The organism is Pseudaquabacterium rugosum (genome assembly GCF_038066575.1).
Taxonomy (GTDB): Bacteria; Pseudomonadota; Gammaproteobacteria; order Burkholderiales; family Burkholderiaceae_C; genus Pseudaquabacterium; species Pseudaquabacterium rugosum.
The window spans coordinates 61918-78903 of the sequence record NZ_JBBUTF010000022.1 but is presented as its reverse complement, the minus strand read 5'-3'; the positions used below and the strand labels follow the sequence as shown (position 1 = coordinate 78903).

General features: G+C 71.9%; 17 protein-coding genes and 1 pseudogene. 9 read left to right on the top strand and 9 right to left on the bottom strand.

From position 1 onward, the window contains the following. Positions 1–194: 194 nt before the first annotated feature. Positions 195–1202, bottom strand: coding sequence for a TRAP transporter substrate-binding protein (locus tag AACH11_RS20525; RefSeq protein WP_341376135.1), 1008 nt, complete (start codon positions 1200–1202; stop codon positions 195–197). A 784-nt stretch (positions 1203–1986) separates the two neighbouring features. On the opposite strand from AACH11_RS20525, the gene AACH11_RS20520 reads away from it, so the two are divergent. From AACH11_RS20520 to AACH11_RS20505, 4 genes and pseudogenes are all read left to right on the top strand, one after another. Beyond that, positions 1987–2364: an HU family DNA-binding protein gene (locus AACH11_RS20520; RefSeq protein WP_423228783.1), complete on the top strand. Its 378-nt coding sequence runs from the start codon at positions 1987–1989 to the stop codon at positions 2362–2364. A gap of 127 nt (positions 2365–2491) precedes the next feature. Continuing rightward, positions 2492–3286: pseudogene (locus AACH11_RS20515) on the top strand (5'-methylthioadenosine/adenosylhomocysteine nucleosidase); the annotation flags it as partial. A 96-nt stretch (positions 3287–3382) separates the two neighbouring features. Continuing rightward, positions 3383–4321, top strand: a complete 939-nt coding sequence (locus AACH11_RS20510) for a class I SAM-dependent methyltransferase (RefSeq protein WP_423228782.1) — start codon at positions 3383–3385, stop codon at positions 4319–4321. 46 nt (positions 4322–4367) lie between these two features. Beyond that, a complete protein-coding gene (locus tag AACH11_RS20505; protein ID WP_341376134.1) occupies positions 4368–4745 on the top strand; it encodes a cupin domain-containing protein in 378 nt (125 codons plus the stop codon). A 22-nt stretch (positions 4746–4767) separates the two neighbouring features. Here the strand turns inward: AACH11_RS20505 and AACH11_RS20500 are convergent, their stop codons facing one another. Both AACH11_RS20500 and AACH11_RS20495 read right to left on the bottom strand, forming a co-directional pair. Then, positions 4768–5991 carry a cytochrome P450 gene (locus AACH11_RS20500; RefSeq protein WP_341376133.1) on the bottom strand — a complete coding sequence of 408 codons (1224 nt, stop codon included), beginning with the start codon at positions 5989–5991 and terminating at the stop codon, positions 4768–4770. A 72-nt stretch (positions 5992–6063) separates the two neighbouring features. Continuing rightward, positions 6064–7056 carry a tripartite tricarboxylate transporter substrate-binding protein gene (locus AACH11_RS20495; protein ID WP_341376132.1) on the bottom strand — a complete coding sequence of 331 codons (993 nt, stop codon included), beginning with the start codon at positions 7054–7056 and terminating at the stop codon, positions 6064–6066. A 192-nt stretch (positions 7057–7248) separates the two neighbouring features. On the opposite strand from AACH11_RS20495, the gene AACH11_RS20490 reads away from it, so the two are divergent. Genes AACH11_RS20490 through AACH11_RS20475 form a run of 4 tightly spaced genes read left to right on the top strand, consistent with a single transcriptional unit; the run spans position 7249 to position 10077 of the window. Further along, complete coding sequence (locus tag AACH11_RS20490; RefSeq protein WP_341376131.1) at positions 7249–8169, top strand: LysR family transcriptional regulator; 921 nt, start codon at positions 7249–7251, stop codon at positions 8167–8169. Positions 8170–8218: 49 nt separating this feature from the next. Further along, entirely contained in the window at positions 8219–8503 is a 285-nt protein-coding gene (locus AACH11_RS20485) for a hypothetical protein (RefSeq protein WP_341376130.1), read from the top strand. Continuing rightward, positions 8481–8987 (top strand): hypothetical protein, encoded by a 507-nt coding sequence (locus AACH11_RS20480; protein WP_341376129.1) that lies wholly within the window; start codon positions 8481–8483, stop codon positions 8985–8987. The genes AACH11_RS20485 and AACH11_RS20480 overlap by 23 nt, the downstream gene beginning before the upstream one ends. Positions 8988–9000: 13 nt before the next feature. Beyond that, positions 9001–10077: a hypothetical protein gene (locus tag AACH11_RS20475; RefSeq protein WP_341376128.1), complete on the top strand. Its 1077-nt coding sequence runs from the start codon at positions 9001–9003 to the stop codon at positions 10075–10077. Positions 10078–10099: 22 nt separating this feature from the next. Here the strand turns inward: AACH11_RS20475 and AACH11_RS20470 are convergent, their stop codons facing one another. The 6 genes from AACH11_RS20470 to AACH11_RS20445 form a co-directional block, all read right to left on the bottom strand. Continuing rightward, positions 10100–10378 carry a topoisomerase C-terminal repeat-containing protein gene (locus tag AACH11_RS20470; protein WP_341376127.1) on the bottom strand — a complete coding sequence of 93 codons (279 nt, stop codon included), beginning with the start codon at positions 10376–10378 and terminating at the stop codon, positions 10100–10102. A gap of 170 nt (positions 10379–10548) precedes the next feature. Beyond that, positions 10549–11046, bottom strand: coding sequence for a MarR family winged helix-turn-helix transcriptional regulator (locus AACH11_RS20465; protein ID WP_341376126.1), 498 nt, complete (start codon positions 11044–11046; stop codon positions 10549–10551). A 96-nt stretch (positions 11047–11142) separates the two neighbouring features. After that, a complete protein-coding gene (locus AACH11_RS20460) occupies positions 11143–12156 on the bottom strand; it encodes a Bug family tripartite tricarboxylate transporter substrate binding protein (protein ID WP_341376125.1) in 1014 nt (337 codons plus the stop codon). A gap of 99 nt (positions 12157–12255) precedes the next feature. Next, the gene (locus tag AACH11_RS20455) at positions 12256–13029 is read right to left on the bottom strand and encodes an SDR family NAD(P)-dependent oxidoreductase (RefSeq protein ID WP_341376124.1); all 774 of its coding nucleotides are present in this window, start codon (positions 13027–13029) and stop codon (positions 12256–12258) included. A gap of 56 nt (positions 13030–13085) precedes the next feature. Continuing rightward, positions 13086–14966 (bottom strand): feruloyl-CoA synthase, encoded by a 1881-nt coding sequence (locus AACH11_RS20450; RefSeq protein WP_341376123.1) that lies wholly within the window; start codon positions 14964–14966, stop codon positions 13086–13088. Between the two features lie 99 nt (positions 14967–15065). Next, positions 15066–15890: a crotonase/enoyl-CoA hydratase family protein gene (locus tag AACH11_RS20445; protein WP_341376122.1), complete on the bottom strand. Its 825-nt coding sequence runs from the start codon at positions 15888–15890 to the stop codon at positions 15066–15068. Positions 15891–16036: 146 nt separating this feature from the next. On the opposite strand from AACH11_RS20445, the gene AACH11_RS20440 reads away from it, so the two are divergent. Beyond that, entirely contained in the window at positions 16037–16972 is a 936-nt protein-coding gene (locus tag AACH11_RS20440) for an amidohydrolase family protein (RefSeq protein WP_341376121.1), read from the top strand. The last annotated feature ends 14 nt before the right edge of the window (positions 16973–16986 follow it).

The following is a 16986-nucleotide window of genomic DNA, read 5'->3' as shown; positions in this document are numbered from 1 at the left end:
GCAACTCCCCTTCACCGAACAGACCTTGTTGGGTCTGCTCACCCTCGTCTCCAACCGTCGTAGCGTCCATGCAATGCTCAACGGTTCAGGGGCGCATTTCGTTCACACGTTCTGAGGCCTGCTGGGGCTGAGGCCCTGTGGGGCCCACGGTGAGCCCACGGCGCCCCACCACCGGCGCCTGTCCGGCGCGCCGCTCAGCGTGTGGTGGCCGAATGCTTGCGGATCAGCTCGCGCGCGTCCTGCAGCATCTGCTTGCCGGGCAGGCCGCGCTTGTCCATGTCGGCCACCCAGTCGTCGGCCAGCGGTGCGGCGACCTTCATCCACTGGTCGGTCTCGGCGGCCGAGACCTTGACGAAGACGTTGCCGCGGTCGGCCGCGGCCTTGCGCCCGACGGCCGTGGCCTCGTCCCAGTAACGGCCGATCTGACGCGACAGCGTGGCGCCGCTGTGGCGGTCGACGATGGCCTTCAGGTCGGCCGGCAGCGCGTCGTAGCGGGCCTGGTTCATCAGGAAGACGAAGCCGGCGGTGAACATCGACGGCCGGCTCTCCTCGATCTCGGTGTGGTACTTGCTGACCTCGTGCAGCTTGAAGCTGGGGATGATCTCCCAGGCCGTCATGTAGCCGTCGAGCGTGCCCTTGCTCATCGCGTCGGACACGCCGGTGATGGGCATGCCCACCGGCGTCGCGCCGAGCGCGGCCAGCAGCCTGGTCGACTGCCGGCTGGCACCGCGGATCTTCAGCCGCTTGAAGTCGGCGAGCGTGGCCACCGGCTTGCCCGAGGTGCTGACGAAGCCTTCGTCATGCACCCAGGTGGCGATCATCTTCGTGCCCTGGAACTCCTTGGTCGCGTACTTCAGGTGGTAGTCCCAGGCGGCGGCCGAGGCCGGCTCGGCCTTGTTGGTCATGAAGGGCAGCTCGAAGGCCTCCATCACCGGGAAGCGGCCGGCGGTGTAGCCGGGCAGCGTGATCGTCACGTCGTCGACGCCGTCCTTGACGCGGTCGACCAGCTGCGCCGGCGTGCCGCCGCCCGACATCGCCGGCAGGATCTGGCACTTCATGCGGCCCTTGGACTCGGCGGCGAGGGTGTCGCACCAGGGCACGACCACGCGGTTGTGGCCCATGGCCACGGTCGGCCACATGTGGTGGAACTTCAGCACCACCTCCTGGGCCTGGACCGGCGGCGACAGCAGGGGCGCCAGCACGGCCGCCGCAAGAGCGGCCCGAAGGCCGCCCCGCGGCATGGCGGACGAACGGGAGGCGGACGCGGTGGAGGCTCGCAGAGGTGGGCGCATGGCGGTGGCGGGGCTGGATGGATCGACACCCGGGTCGATGGACGGGATCGGCGTGCGGACGTGCGCCCGGTGCCTCGGGCAACGGGATGGCCGTGTCATTCTGGATACTGAATGAGCGCGGCCGCATCGGGACCGGCCCGCTGAGGGTCAGCCCTGATGCGGGGCCGGTGCCGTGAGCGGCGCGGCGGTCCGCACAGGCGCCGGACCGGCCGGGCACGCATGTCCGCAAGCGGTCTCAGGACGCGTCATTTGAGTCCTCATGAAAAACGTTATGTATCTTGTCTGTGCATGCCTGCGCAGGCCGGACACCTGTTCACGCGTGCGTCATGCGCGGACCACCACGCGCACAAACCTACAATCCGGCCCCGGAGCGGCGCTTTCACACCGTTCCACGTTCCAAACCAACATCGCGAAGAACATCGACATGGCAACTGCCAAGAAGGCCGCTCCGGCCGCCAAGACCGCCGCTCCCGCCAAGAAGGCCGCTGCGAAGAAGGCTGCCGCCGCTCCGGTGACCAAGGCCGTCGCCGCTGCGCCGAAGGCCGCTGCTCCGGCCAAGAAGGCCGCCGCCGCTCCGAAGGCGGCCGCCCCGGTCAAGAAGGCTGCCGCGGCGCCGAAGGCCGCTGCACCCAAGGCTGTCGCGCCCAAGGCTGTTGCCGCGCCGGCCAAGAAGGCCGCCGCCAAGAAGGCTGCCGTGGCCAAGCCGGTCGCCGCCAAGAAGGCCGCCGCCGCTCCGGCCGCTGGCGCCGCCATGAAGCCGATCAAGGAAGCCATGGGCAAGACCGCGCTGGTCGCCCACCTGGCCGCCGCCTCGGGCGTCGACACCAAGGTCGCCAAGACCGTGCTGGCCGCGCTGGAGCAGACCATCTCCGCCTCGATCGGCAAGAAGGGCCTGGGCGAGTTCACGATGCCGGGCCTGTTCAAGGTCGTGGTGCAGAACGTGCCGGCCCGCAAGGCCTACAAGGGCATCGACCGCTTCACCAAGCAGGAGCGCACCTTCCCGGCCAAGCCGGCCTCGACCAAGGTCAAGGTCCGCGCCATGAAGAAGCTCAAGGACGCCGCCGGCGCCTGAGTCCGCGTGTACGGGTGACCGCCGAGGTCGCCCGTCAGCGCACCCGCGAGGGGCCGCCGTGGCGGCCCCTCGTGCTTTGTGCCTTGCCGGCGCGCTCTCCCGCCACCTCTTTCCGTCCCGCTCGCCCATGACGTCCGATCCTGCCGTTTCAGCCTCTTCCGCGGCCGGCCCTGCGCCGCTGGCCATCGTCGCGGCCATGCGCCAGGAGCTGCACGCCGTGCTGACCCTGCCCGGCACCTGCTGGCACACGCAGCACCACGCCGGGCGCGAGTTCCACTGCGGTACGCTGCACGGCCAGCCGGTGGTGGCCGTGCTGTGCGGCATCGGCAAGGTGGCCGCCGCGCTGACCACCACGCTGCTGGCCGAGCGCCACGGCGTGCGCGCACTGGTGTTCACCGGCGTGGCCGGTGGCCTGGCGCCGCAGGCCCGCGTGGGCGACGTGGTGCTGGGCCGCACGCTGCTGCAGCACGACATGGACGCTTCGCCGCTGTTCCCGCGCTTCGAGGTGCCGCTGACCGGCCGCAGTCGCTTCGACGCCGATGCCGCGCTGTCCGACCGTCTGGCGCGCGCCGTCGAGGCCGTGCTGGCCAGCCCCTCGCACTACGGGGCAGGCGTCGATGCGGCCGAGGTCGCGGCGCTTGGCGTGCAGGCGCCGCGACTGCACCAGGGCCTGATCGTCAGCGGCGACCGCTTCGTCTCCTCGGCCGCCGAGAGCCAGGCGCTGCAGCAGGCGCTGCCCGAGGCCCTGGCCGTCGAAATGGAGGGCGCGGCCATCGCCCAGGTCTGCCATGACCTGGGCCTGCCCTTCGCCGTGCTGCGCACCATCTCCGACCGCGCCGACGACAGCGCGCACGTCGATTTCACCCGCTTCATCGATGTCGTCGCGGCGCAGGCCAGCGCGGCCATCGTCGAGCGCTGGTTGAGGGACGAGGCCGGCACCGCATCGGCCGCGCCGTGCGCGGTGCCGGTTGCGGAGGCGGCGGCTGTCGCCCCAGCCTCGGCCACCCCCGCCCAGCCCGTGATCGACGCCCTGCAGGCGCTGACCCACCTCCCGCAGGACGCCCAGCGCATCTTCCACGGCCGTGGCGGGCGGCACCCCGGCTGCGAGCACCTGTCGCTGGACTGGTATGCGCCGGTCTGGCTGCTGACCGCGCACGGCGAGCCTGCGCCGGCCGAGGTGCAGGCCATCGGCGCGGCGCTGGCGCAGACCTGGGCCCGCCTGGCGCCGCCCGATCAGCCCCTGAACTGGCTGCTGCAGGTGCGCGACGAGGCCCGTGCCGACAACCGCCTGCAGGCCGGCGCCGTGCCGGCCGACCATGTGGTGGCCATCGACGGCCTGCGCTTCCGCGTGCACCTGGACCGCGGCCTGAACCACGGCCTGTTCCTCGACATGGTCGAGGGCCACCGCTGGGTGCGGCGCTGGGCGCAGGCACAGCCCGGTGGCCGCGTGCTCAACCTGTTCGCCTACAGCGGCGCGTTCTCGGTCGCGGCGCTGGCCGGCGGCGCCTCCACCGTCTGGAACGTCGACATGGCGCGCGGCGCCCTGGCCAGCGGCCAGCGCAACCACGAGCTCAACGACCTGCAGGGCCGCGCGTCCTTCCTGCCGCACGACCTGTGGAACACCTGGGGCAAGCTGACCCGCGGCGGCCCCTGGGACCTGGTGATCATGGACCCGCCGGCCTACCAGAAGGGCAGCTTCGTCGCCGAGAAGGACTGGCCGCGCCTGCTGCGCCGCCTGCCCGAGCTGCTGGCGCCCGGCGGCCACGCGCTGCTGTGCCTGAACGCCCCGCGCTATGGCAGCACCTGGCTGGCCGAGCAGGTGGCCGCCGCCGCGCCGCAGCTGCGCCCGCTGGGCCGCCTGCCCAACCCGCCGGTCTATGCCGACATCGACGAAGAGCGTGCGCTCAAGGTGATGGTCTGGCAGCAGCCGGAGGACGCAGGCGACGTGGCCGGCTGAGGCGCCTGCACGGATCCCCCCGCCCATCGCTGACCCATCTGCCGCCATGACCGACCTGCGCCACCCCGCCATCGTCCGCTTCGACCCACCGGCCAGCGAGCCGGCGCTCGACCGCCCGCGCCCCGACCGCCTGGAGCAGGGCGACCCGCTGCGCCGTACCTGGTCGCTGTACGAGGCGCCGCAGGGCGATCTGTCGGCCGGCATCTGGGCCTGCGAGGTGGGCCGCTGGCGCATCGCCTTCCCGCCCGGCAAGGACGAGTACTTCCACCTGCTCGAAGGCCGCGTGCGCCTGCACGACACGCAGGGCGCGTGGACAGAGTTCGGGCCCGGCGAGGGCGGCGTGATCCCGGGCGGCTTCGAAGGCGCCTTCGAGGTGGTCGAGGCGGTGCGCAAGCACTTCGTGGTGGTCGACCGCGGCCAGTGAACGGGCCGGCGCGTCCGCGCGCTCAGGCGGCGGGCGTCACTGTGCCTGCCGTCGCCACCGTCCCCCGGGCCGCATCGGCCTGCAGCCGCACCGGCAGCGCATAAGGCCCGATCTCGGGATACGGGCACCAGCGTGCCTCACCGTCCAGCGTGATGCGCGCGCAGCCGTCGACCAGCGCGTCCAGCGCCACCGCCAGCTCCAGCCGCGCCAGATGGGCGCCGGCGCAGTAGTGCGCGCCGCGGCCGAAGGCCAGGTGCTCGCCGATGTTGGGCCGGTCCAGGCGGAAGGTGTGCGGGTCGTCGAACACCGCCTCGTCGCGGTTGGCGCTGGCATAGGTCAGCGCCAGCGGCTCGCCGGCACGGATCGGCCGGCCGCCCAGCTCGACATCGCTGCGCGGCGTGCGGGCGAAGCCGCGGTACGGCGTGTACAGCCGCAGGAACTCCTCGACCGCGGCCGGCCGCAGCGCGGGCTGGGCCCTCAACTGGTCGTGCAGTTCAGGGTGCTGCGCCAGATGGCGGCCGATGCTGCCGACCATCACCATCGGCGCGACGATGCCCACCACCAGCACCTGCCGCACCGTGCCCACCACCATCTCGTCGGGCAGCGGCTGGCCGTCGACCCTTGTCGCCAGCAGCGCGCTGACCGGGTCCTCGTCGGCCGGCCGCGGATCGGCCCGGCGCGCGGCCACCAGCGTGCGGGCCATGTCGTAGAGCACCAGGCTGGTGCCGCGCATCGCGTCCGTGTCGAAGGCCTGCACGGCCTGGATGAAGGCCGGGCCGGACTGCATCAGCTGCGCCTCCAGCGCGCCATCCAGGTTCATCCAGTGGCCGAACACGCGCACCGGAAAGCGGGCCGAGAACTCGCCGCAGAGGTCACCGCCGCCGCGTGCGATCAAGGGCGCCCAGGCCTCGGCCACGATGGCGCGCACGGCCGGCGCCAGGCGCGCGACGCGCTCGGCCGACAGCAGCGGGTTGAGCGCGGCGCGGTAGGGCGTCTGGTCCGGCGGATCGAGGTGCAGCGGCGGGCGCCGGCCGGTGAAGGCCACCTTCGGCACCACGTTCTGCACCGTGGTGGTGTAACGCGTGTGGTCAGCGGCCACGCGGGCGACATCTGCATGGCGCGTCAGCGCCCAGAAGCCGCCCAGCGCATCGGTGTGGGCCACCGGGCAGCGGGCGCGCAGCTGCGTCCAGGTGCGGTGGGCGGCGTCGGCGTCTTCGCCCGGGGGGACGTCGAAATCAGCGGGCATGGTCGATGTCAGCGCGATGCAGGGGGGATGCAGAGGGAGGGCTGGGCAGGACGCTCAGGCCGCTCAGGTGGCTCAGGTGGCTTCCGCGGAGAAGCCGATGCGGCGGATCCAGACCCGCCACTCGGCGCTGTCGGCGGCGATCATGGCCTGCAGCTCCTGCGGGGTGGAGGCGGCCACCTCCAGGCCGAGGCGGGCGCCGCCGTCGATCAGATCGCTCTGCTGCAGCGCCAGCTTGAGGTAGGCCGCGGTGCGCGTGGCCACGGCCTGCGGCACCCGCGCGGGCAGGAACATGCCGAACCATTCGCGGCCGACCAGCGGCAGCCCCTGCTCACGCCAGGTCGGCACCTGCGGCAGCAAGGGCGAGCGCGCCGCCCCGGTGACCGCCAGCGCCCGCGCCCCACCGGGCACCAGATGGCTGAGCACGGCCCCGATTGGCGAGGACATGGCCGCGATCTGGCCGCCGCGCAGATCCTGCAGCCCCGGCACCGAGCCGCGGTAGGGCACATGGCGCAGCGGCGCCTTGAACTGGTGGGCCGCACAGGCCACCACCAGATGCGGCACCGAGCCGGTGGCCGGCGAGCCGAAGGTGGCCTCGTCCGGATGGGCGCGGCTCCAGGCCATGAAGTCGGCCAGCGTGCGCACCGACTCCGGCACCTTGGGGCCGACCACCAGCGCGAAGTTCGTGTGCGCCAGCAGCGAGACCGGCATGAAGTCCGCCTGCGGGTCATAGGGCAGGCGGGCGTAGGCATGCGGATAGACCGAGAAGAAGGTGGACGGCGACATCAGCAGCGTGGCGCCGTCCGGTGCCGCATCGCGCGCGGCCATCAAGGCGATCTGGCCGGCGGCGCCGGCCTTGTTCTCGACGATGACCGCGGGCGCATAGCCGCCGCGCAGCTTGTCGGCGATGCGGCGCAGCAGCGCATCGCCGGCGCCACCGGCTGGCGCACCGATCAGCAGGCGCGCGGTGGCCGGCGCATCGAGCGCGTGCGCCTTGGGTGAGGCCAGCAGCGGCACCGGGCAGGCCAGGGCGCCGGCCTGCTGCAGCCATCGACGGCGGTCGGGCATGGACATGTCTCCTGAAGGGCGTCGGGCCCCGGGCATCGGGGCGCTGCACCATGGCTCTGCGGCCACGGCGCCCACTCTAGGCGGTGTCAGCCTGAAGCTGAATACAGGAATGCTTCGCGCCTGACAGCCTGGCCTTTATGCTGGCCAGCGTCCGTGCCGCGTGCACAACATCCCATCTGAACGGAGCCCCGGATGACCGATCCGCTGGAGCAGCTACGGCTGCGCGACCTGGGCCTGCTGGACCGCGTGGCGGAACTGGGCAGCCTGCGCCGCGTGGCCGAGAGCCTGCACGTGACCCAGCCCGCCGTGACCCAGATGCTGGCCGCCCTCGAACGGGCCATGGGCTGCGCCCTGGTGCTGCGCGGCCGCCGCGGCGTGACCCTGACCCCCGCCGGCACCGCCGCCCTGCAACGCCTGCGCGCCGCCCGCCAGGAACTGCACCAGGCCCGCGCCGCCGCCCAGGCCCACGAGCGGCCCGTGCTGCGCCTGGGCTGCACGCCCATCGCCTCCCTGCGCGTGCTGCCGCAGGCACTCGAGCGGCTGATGTCCCAAACGCCCCACATGCGCCTGCTGCTGTCCGAGGCCGGCGTGGGCCCCTTGTGGCAACAACTGCTGGACGGCGAACTGGACGCCCTGATCGGCCGCCTGCCCGCCGACGGCCGCCTGGACCCGGCCTTGTGCAGCATGCCCGTCGGCGAGGAACGCCTGGTGCTGGTGGCCGGCCGCCACCACCCGCTGGCGCAGCCCGCCACCCCGCCACGCGGCCGCCGCGCCTGGCAGCAGGCCCTGTCCGACGCCGCCTGGGTGCTGCCCCCCGACGACGGCGTGGCCACCCGCGGCCTGCGCGAATGGCTGGCCCAGGGCGGCTTCAGCCTGCCACCGGCGCAGGTGACCTGTGGCGCCTACCAGCCCGCGCTCAACCTGGTGGCCCAGGCCCCGCTGCTGGCCCTGGTGCCCGAGGCCGCGGCGGCGGCGCAGGCCGAGGCCCTGGGGCTGGTGGTGCTGCGGGCGCCGTGGCCGGCGCCGGTGGTGCAGCTGGTGCTGGCGGCGCGTGCGGCGGCGTGGGAAGAGGGGGTTGTGAGGCCGTTGAGGGGGTGTTTTGGGGTGGGGTGAAGGTGTGAGGCGCCAGGAGGATGCTGGAGGCAGCTGGAGCCGCCATTGGGTGGACGGCAACTCGCGGCTTGTCATCTGCAATGCCCGTGTTGCATCTGTGGTCTGGTGTGGCGCCTATGGCTCGCCGGCCTTCATCGAGGTGGATGCGCCCACAGACGACGAGCTGCACGCGCTGCTGCAGACAGCCATCGCCCGACTGATGAAGATGCTCACTCGCCGTGGTGTGCTGGTCGAGGACATGGGCCAGACCTGGCTGGCCGCGCCGGACGCCGACGGCGAAGAGGGGCACATACGCGAGTGGTGGAAATCCCGTGCAGAATGTTCTGAACCATGAGACGGTCAGTGCCGGCGCAGCGCTTGACATGAAGGGAGCGACGATGTCCAGGCTGTTTTGCACAGGTCGAAGGCGGATGGTGTACTGGGCAACGACTGCGGTCGTCACCAGCCTGGCGCTGCCAGCCATCGCGCAGATCAACCCCACCGAGGCCACTGAACTCGGTTTCCGCTTTCTGGCCGCCATTGACCGCGGCGACACAGCGGCCGCCATGGCCATGATGGACCAGCCGCATGCCAGCACCGGGCGCATGCTGCAGATGCGGCGCGTGCGCGGCCAGCTCGGTAATACCCGGCTGTTGCCCGGCAACGGGCCCGGGACGGGCCGTGACGCCACCGATGCCCGCGTGCTCCTGGTCTTCGAAAGTGATGCCGAACATGTGGTGCTGTTCGACCGCGCTCTGCGCAAGACCACCCGGGCCCACATCACGGTCGCGAAGGTGCAAGGCGAACTGAAGGTGAGGTCCTATGCGGTCGACTACTGAAGGCTGGGGACGGGTGGCCGCCACACTCGCGCTGCTGTTCACCATCCTGGCCGCGGGCTGGCTGGCCGCGCCCGCCCGGGCCCAGGGCGTGGTCATCTTGAAGACCGCCGAAGACTGCCGCAGCCACCCCGACATGGCGCGCCGCACCGATTGCGCCTGTTACGCCCAGCACATGGACCAGGCCTTGGCGCGGGGCCGCAACCCCCAGCTTGCGATGAAAGAGGCCTACGAGGCCTGCCCCGACGAGGCCAACACGCGCCAGTGGTTCACGCTGAAGTGCACCGAACAATCGGCGCTCACCGTGCCCAAGGGCATCGACACCGCCGCTTACTGCGGCTGCTATGGAGAGCAGATGGGCCGCCGTTACAAGGCCCACGCCCCACAGCCCATCAACAGCTGGGACAACCAACGCATCGAGGGCCTCAGCACCGGCACCTGCCGCAACAGCGTGACCACCCCGGCCGCGCCGGTGACGCTGCTGGGCGACGACCTCTCCGGCGGCTGGGTGATGACGGTGCACGGCCTGCGCTTCGACCTGCAGACGCCCCCGGGTAAATGGGAAGAACGCAAATCGCCCCAGGGCCAGCGCGGCAAGCTGTTCAACGGCGAAATCGTGCAAAGCCTGTACCGCGAATTGGTGCAGCCCAAACCCGTCAGGTTCTATGTGGACCCGGACACCGGCCGCTTCGAGCTGGCTTTGCACAGCGGCGGCAGCTGCCAGGCCGCATCGGCCCAAGGTGGCCGCATCCAGGGTGAATGCAGCCAGTTTCTGATGGACGGCAAGGCCGCCTTCACACTGGAACGTGCACCCACGGTCGACCTGGCCGTGCCCGCGATCACGCCCGTGCCCCAGGCGATCCCGCTGCGCCAGGCTGGTCCCGCCCCCAACCCGGCGGCAAACGCGGCCGTGCCCACCGAGGCTGCTCCCGCCAGCGTAGGCACCGCCGCCAGCGCCGCCACAGCTTGTCCGGCGAGCGGCCGGCGTGTCTGCGAGCTGAACTGCGCGGCCACCCACATCGGGCTGTCCAAACAGGCCATAGAGAAGGTTCGGCAGTGCGTGCGCGACTGCCGCGCCAGTTGCCCTTCTTGAGTCGAGGCACCAGTCTCAGCCATCACCGTTCATGGGCGGTGGCCCAGGCGGAGGTCTTCTTCGCCGCGGTCTTCTTGGCTGGCACCTTGGCCGCGCGCGGTTTGAACTCGAAGACCACTTTGCCTTCATTGGGGTCGAAGACCAGGAGGGCCTTGAGCTTGCGCCTGGTGCGGTTGCTGACCAAGCCGTTCAGCAGCGCCGTGCGGTCGGTGGTCAGTCGGCGCTGCACTTCTTCGCCGGACACCGGCTGCTGCGGGATGATCTTGCCGCTCTTGAAGTCGCAGGTGGCCGGGTTGCCCACGCTGTGAACCGTCCCGGGGTCAGTTCAGTCCCTCGCGGAGGCGGCCAATCTTGACCGGCCTGCATCTGCTGGAATCGTTTCGTCATCTCCTCGCCTTACCGGATGGCGAGGTGTTGCATTTCGGATCTGAGACGGCCTTGAGTGTCGGCATGCCGCATTCCGAAGCACCCTCAAACCCCCCGCGCCCCCGCCACCTTCTGCAACAACTCCACCAGAATCGCCCGCTCCGCTGCGCTCAGGCCCTGCAGCAGCGTGCGTTCGGCAGTGAGAGAGCGCTCCCGCGCTTCGTCGGCCAGTTGTCGTCCTTCGGCGGTCAGCAGCACGTGCTGCAGGCGACGGTCGGTCTCGCTGCGCACGCGTTCCAGCAGGCCGCGCTGGGCCAGGCGGTCCAGCAGCACGCTGATGGCGGGGGCGTGCATGGCCAGGGCGTCGGCCAGCTGCTTGGGCGTGGCGCCGGTGTTGTGGGCCAGCAGCACCAGGGTGCTGAACTCGACGGCGGTCAGGTTCAGTGGCTTGCCGATGCGGTGGGCGAAGGCGCGGCGCGTGGGGATGTCGGCCCGCGCGATCTGGTAGCCCAGCAGGTGCTGCAGGCAGGCGTGGTCGATGCCGGCGGTGGAGCTGGTCTCCCGCCCGTCGGCGTCGTCATCGAGGGGGTGGGGCTCGGACATCCGCGCAGTGTAGGGGGCGGGCCTGCCCGCGGCGGTCGGATGCCGCGGGTCGGAGCGGCGGCCCGGGGCCGTGGCCATCGGGCCGCCCCTGTGCGTTCAGTCCTCGGGCGTGAAGCCCACGCGCTTGACGACGGCGGCCCAGGCGATGTGTTCGTCGTGCACGGCCTTGGCCAGTTCGGCCGGGGTGTTGGCCATGGCTTCCATGCCGAACTGGGCGAAGGCCTCGATGGTCTCGGGCGCGCTGATGGCGGCCTTGATGGCGGTGGCGGCGCGCTGCACCACGTCGGCGGGCACCTTGGCGGGCATGAAGAAGCCGTACCACTCGTTCATGGTCAGGGCGGGGAAGCCGGCTTCGGCATAGGTCGGCACGTCGGGCGTGTAGCGCGAGCGTTGGGCGCCGGAGGTGGCCAGGATGCGCACGCGGCCGCTCTTGCGGTGCACCAGGTAGTCGCCCACCGGTGAGCTCATGGCGCCGATCTGGCCACCCAGCAGGTCCTGCACGCCGGGGGCCGAGCCGCGGTAGGGCACGTGGTTCAGGTTGATGCCGCTCTCCTTCTCCAGCAGTGCGGCGACGAAGTGCGGCGGTGAGCCGGCGCCCGGCGTGGCGTAGCTGGCATCGCCCGGGTTGGCCTTGGCCCAGGCCAGGTAGTCCTTGAGGGTGCGCACGCTCTCGGGCACGCGCGGGCCGACGGCGAAGGCGAACTGCACCTGGGCGCCGGTGCACACCGGGGTCACGTCCTGCGGCTTGTAGGTCAGCGAACGGTAGATGTGCGGATACAGCGTGATCATCGCGGCCGGGGTCAGCAGCAGGGTGCTGCCGTCGGGCGTGGCGCGGCGCAGTTCCTCGACGCCGAAGCGGCCGCCCGCGCCGGGCTTGTTCTCGACCAGCGTGGTGCGGCCGTAGCTGCCCCGCAGTTTGTCGGCCACGCGGCGCGAGACGGCATCGGTGGTGCCGCCGGCCGGAAAGCCGCACAGCACCCTCACGTTGTCCAGCAGGGTCTGGGCCTGGGCGCTGCCGGCGGCACCCAGCAGGCCGGCGGGGGCGCCGAGGGCCAGGGCGCCGCCGTGGGCCAGCAGCTGGCGACGGGTGAGTCGGTCGAGGATCGTCATCGCGTGTCTCCGGTGGTCGCGGCCTGCGGTGGCCGTCGTGGGGGCGGCGGCCGGGTGCGGGCCGCGGGGGGTGTCGTGGGGTGCCGGCGCTGGGGGGCTTCAGCGCGCGGCCATGCGCAGCGCGCCGTCGAGGCGGATCACCTCGCCGTTGAGCTGCGGGTTCTGCGCGATGTGCAGGGCGAGTGCGGCGTAGTCCTCGGGCCGGCCCAGGCGCTTGGGGAAGGGGATGGCGGCGGCCAGCGATTGCTGCACCTCGGCCGGCAGTTCCTGCAGCAGCGGGGTGGCGAACAGGCCCGGGGCGATGGTCATCACGCGGATGCCCCACTGGGCCAGATCGCGGGCCAGCGGTAGCGTCATGGCGGCGATGCCGCCCTTGGAGGCGGCGTACGCGGCCTGGCCGATCTGGCCGTCGAAGGCGGCCACGCTGGCGGTCAGCAGCACCAGGCCGCGTTCCTGCAGCTCGCCCGCGGGTTCCAGCTTCGCGCAACGGGCGGCGAACAGGCGGCTGATGTTGTAGCTGCCGCTCAGATTGACGCGCAGCGTGCGGTCGAAGTCGGCCAGCGGGGCGGGGCTGCCGTCGCGCTGGATCACGCGTTTGGCGCCGCCGATGCCGGCGACGTTGAACAGCAGGCGGGCCGTGCCGTGGGCGCTCTCGGCGCGGTCGAGCGCGGTGGCCACGGCCGCCTCGTCGGTGATGTCGCAGGCCAGCGCCAGGGCGGCGGGGCCGATGTCGTCGGCCACGCGCCGGGCGGCCTCGGCGTTGATGTCGAGCACGGCGACGCGGGCGCCGGCGGCGGCCAGCGCGCGGGCCGTGGCCTCGCCGAGGCCGGAGCCGCCGCCGGTGACGAGGGCGGGGGTGGAATCGAGCTGCATCGCGGATCCTGCTGCGGCGCGGGCCGCCGGAAGAGGGGAAATGAGGGGCGGCGGGCTCAGCCGCGCCGCGGCACGATCAGCCAGGGATCGCTGCCGTCGTGCATCGCGTCGACCAGGGCGGCGCGGTGCTGCAGCACCGCGCGCTGGTTGATCGAGCCCTTGTCGGTGACCTCGCCGCGGTCGAGCGAGGGCGGCTCGGCCAGCACGTGCAGCCGGGCCACGCGGTTGGCGCTGCCGGTGCCGCCGGCCCACAGCCGGTCGGCCAGGGTCTGGAAGAAGCCGCGCACCGTGTCGTGGTGCAGCACCTCGGGCGCCGGGGTGCTGGCGGGCAGGCCGGCGAGGCGGCGGCATTCGTCGAGCCGCGGGAAGACCATCAGCCCCACCTCGTCGCGGTTCAGGCCGGTGACGACGGCGTCCTGCACGCAGGGCGCGCCCTCCAGCTGCACGCGGGCGCGCAGCGGGCCGACGCTGACGAAGGTGCCGGTGGCCAGCTTGAAGTCCTCGGCCAGGCGGCCGTCGAACAGCAGGCCCTGACGCGGATCCGACGGGGCGATCCAGCGCACCGCGTCGCCGGTGCGGTAGTAGCCTTCCTCGTCGAAGGCCTCGGCGGTCTGCTCGGGCGCGCGCCAGTAGCCGGGCATCACGTTGGGGCCGCGGAAGCGCACCTCGGTCTTGTCGTCGGACGGCACCAGCTTGACCTCGACGCCCGGGCAGGGCAGGCCGATGTGGCCCGAGGCCACGTCCTTGAGCGCGAACAGGCAGGACGGCGCCGTCTCGGTCATGCCCAGGCCCGTCAGCATCGCGATGCGGCTGCCGGTGGTCTGCACGGCGAGGGCGTCCAGCCGGTCCCACACCGCCTGCGACAGCACGGCGCCCGAGTACATGAAGGCCTGGACGCGGGCGAACAGGCGCTCGCGCAGCGCCGGGTCCTGCTCGGCCGCGCTGACGATCTCCTCGAAGCCCTTGGGCACGTTGAAGTAGATGGTCGGCGAGATCTCGCGCAGGTTGCGCAGCGTCTCGGCCATGCCCGAGGCCGTGGGCTTGCCGTCGTCGATGTAGAGCGTGCCGCCGTTGTAGAGCGCCAGGCCGATGTTGTGGTTGCCGCCGAAGGTGTGGTTCCAGGGCAGCCAGTCGACCAGCACCGGCGGCTCGTCCTGCAGGAAGGCGAAGGCCTGGGTGATCATCTGCAGGTTCGCGCACAGCATGCGCTGGGTGTTGACCACGCCCTTGGGCAGTTTGGTCGAGCCCGAGGTGAACAGCAGCTTGGCGATGGTGTCGGGGCCGACGCGGGCATGCGCGGCCTCGGCCTCGGCGCCGGGCGTGGCGGCCAGCAGGGCCTCGAACGGGGTGACGGCGCGGCCGTCGATCGCCCCTTCGGTCAGCACCACCTCGACGTCCGGGCCGGCGATGGCCTGGATCGCGGCCGCATAACGGGCATCCGACGCGAACACCAGGCCCGGCGTGGCCAGACCGGCGATGTGCTTGAGCCGTGCATGGTCGCTGGCCACCAGCGCGTAGGCCGGCGAGACCGGCGCCACCGGCACGCCCACCCACATGGCGCCCAGCATGAGGATCAGCTGCTCCAGGTCGTTGCCCGACAGGATCAGGATCGGGCGGTCCGCCGACAACGGCCGGCAGGCCAGCGACTGGCCGACGCGCCGGGCCAGATCCAGCATGCGGGCGTAGCTGATGCGCTGCCAGTCGCCGCCACCGGCGCCGCCGTCCCGGCGGGCGGCGAAGGTGCGCTCGGGCGCTTCACGGGCCCAGTGCTCCAGGCGGTCGGTCAGGCGCAGCGGCCAGGGCTGCAGCGCCTCGGTCGAGCGCAGGATCCGGCTGCCGTCGGCCTGCTCGGTCAGCGTGGCGTCCAGGCAGCCACCCAGGCGCACGGGGCGCATCGGCGTGCCGGTGTGGGCGGCGGGGCGGTCGGTGGATGGCATGGGGATGTCTCCTGGGTCGGTGGCGACCGGGGCTGTTCTGTCGATGGGGGTGGCCGGCGGCGGATGGCGGAGGGTGGACGGCGCGGCGGCCGGCCGGCCTCAGCCCTTGACGACCTTGCCCGCGCGCTTGTCGAGGAAGGCGCGCAGGCGTTCCTGTGCGTCGGGCGTGCTCTCGGCGATGGCGGCCATCAGGCTCTCGGTCAGCAGGCCTTCGCCCGGCGCCATCTCGGCGATGCGCGGCAGCGCGTGCATCACCGCGTAGTTGCTCATCGGCGCGTTGGTGGCGATGCGCTGGGCGAGCGCCACCGCCTTGGCCAGGCCCTGGCCGTCGGCCACGCGGTACTGCACCAGGCCGGTGGCGCGGCCCTCGTCGGCATCCAGCACGCGGCCGGTGAGCATCAGGTCGGTCATGCAGGCCACGCCGACCAGGCGCGGGATGCGCACCGAGCCGCCGCCGCCGACGAAGATGCCGCGCTGGCCTTCGGGCAGGCCGAAGTAGGCGCTGTCCTCGGCCACGCGGATGTGGCAGGCCGAGGCCAGCTCCAGCCCGCCACCGACCACCGCGCCATGCAGCGCCGCGACCACCGGCACGCGGCCGAACTGCAGCGCATCGAAGGTGGCATGCCAGGCCCGCGAGTGCAGCACGGCGCCGCCGACATCGCGCTCGACCAGCTCCGACAGGTCCAGGCCGGCGCAGAAGTGCTCGCCCTCGCCGCTGATGACCATGGCGCGGATGTCGGCCGGCAGGTTGACCAGCACGGTGTGGATCTGGGCCAGCAGCGGATCGCTGATCGCGTTGCGCTTGGCCGGGCGCATCAGGCGCAGGTGCAGCACGGGGCCGGCGGTCTCCACGCGCAGCAGGTCAAGGCTGGCCAGCAGGCCGGTGGCGGGCTGGAAGTCGGGCAGGGGGGCGATCGGGCTCATGGCGGGTGTCTGCGGTTGTTGGTTAACAGCATTAACCAGATGGTTCTGCAAGTCATCGTGGATAACCCTGGATTCGGCGGATGGGTACTTATGTACATTCACGATCAGTCGCGCCCACAGGCGCTGCAGACCCGCCGGAACCCGCCATGCACACCGACTCGCTCGTCGCCATCGACATCCACACCCATGCCGAGGTGTCCTGCTGGAACCCCTTCGACAACTACGGTGAGGAGTACGACCGCGCGGCCGACAAGTACTTCCGCTCCAGCCGCCGGCCGACCATCGCCGAGACGGTGGCCTACTACCGTGAGCGCCATCTGGGTCTCGTGATGTTCACCGTCGATGCCGAGGCCAAGCTCGGCCGCCGCCGCATCCCGAACGAGGAGATCGCCCAGGCCGCGCGCGAGAACGCCGACATGATGGTGTGCTTCGCCAGCATCGATCCGCACAAGGGCAAGATGGGCGCCCGCGAGGCCCGCCGCCTGATCGAGGAAGAGGGCGTGCGCGGCTTCAAGTTCCACCCCACGGTGCAGGACTTCCACCCCTACGACCGCATGGCCTGGCCGCTGTACGAGGTGATCGCCGAGCACAAGCTGCCTGCCATCTTCCACTCCGGCCATTCGGGCATCGGCTCGGGCATGCGCTGTGGCGGCGGCCTGCGGCTGCAGAACAGCAACCCGATGCTGCTGGAGGACGTGGCGATCGACTTTCCCGACATCGAGATCGTCATCGCCCACCCCAGCTGGCCCTGGCAGGACGAGGCGCTGAGCCTGGCCATGCACAAGCCCAACATCTGGATCGACCTCTCGGGCTGGAGCCCGAAGTACTTTCCGGCCCAACTCGTCCAGTACGCGAACAGCCTGCTGAAGGACCGCATGCTGTTCGGCAGCGACTACCCGCTGATCACGCCCGAGCGCTGGATGAAGGACTTCTCCGAGGCCGGCTTCCGGCCCGAGGTGCAGCCCCTCATCCTGAAGGACAACGCGATGCGCCTGCTGCGGCTGGGGCCCTGGGCGCCCAAGGCGGCCGATGGCGCGGAGGGTGCCGGTGCCGCCATGCCCGGCCCGGCCCCGGCTGCCTGACCCCCACCACCCGA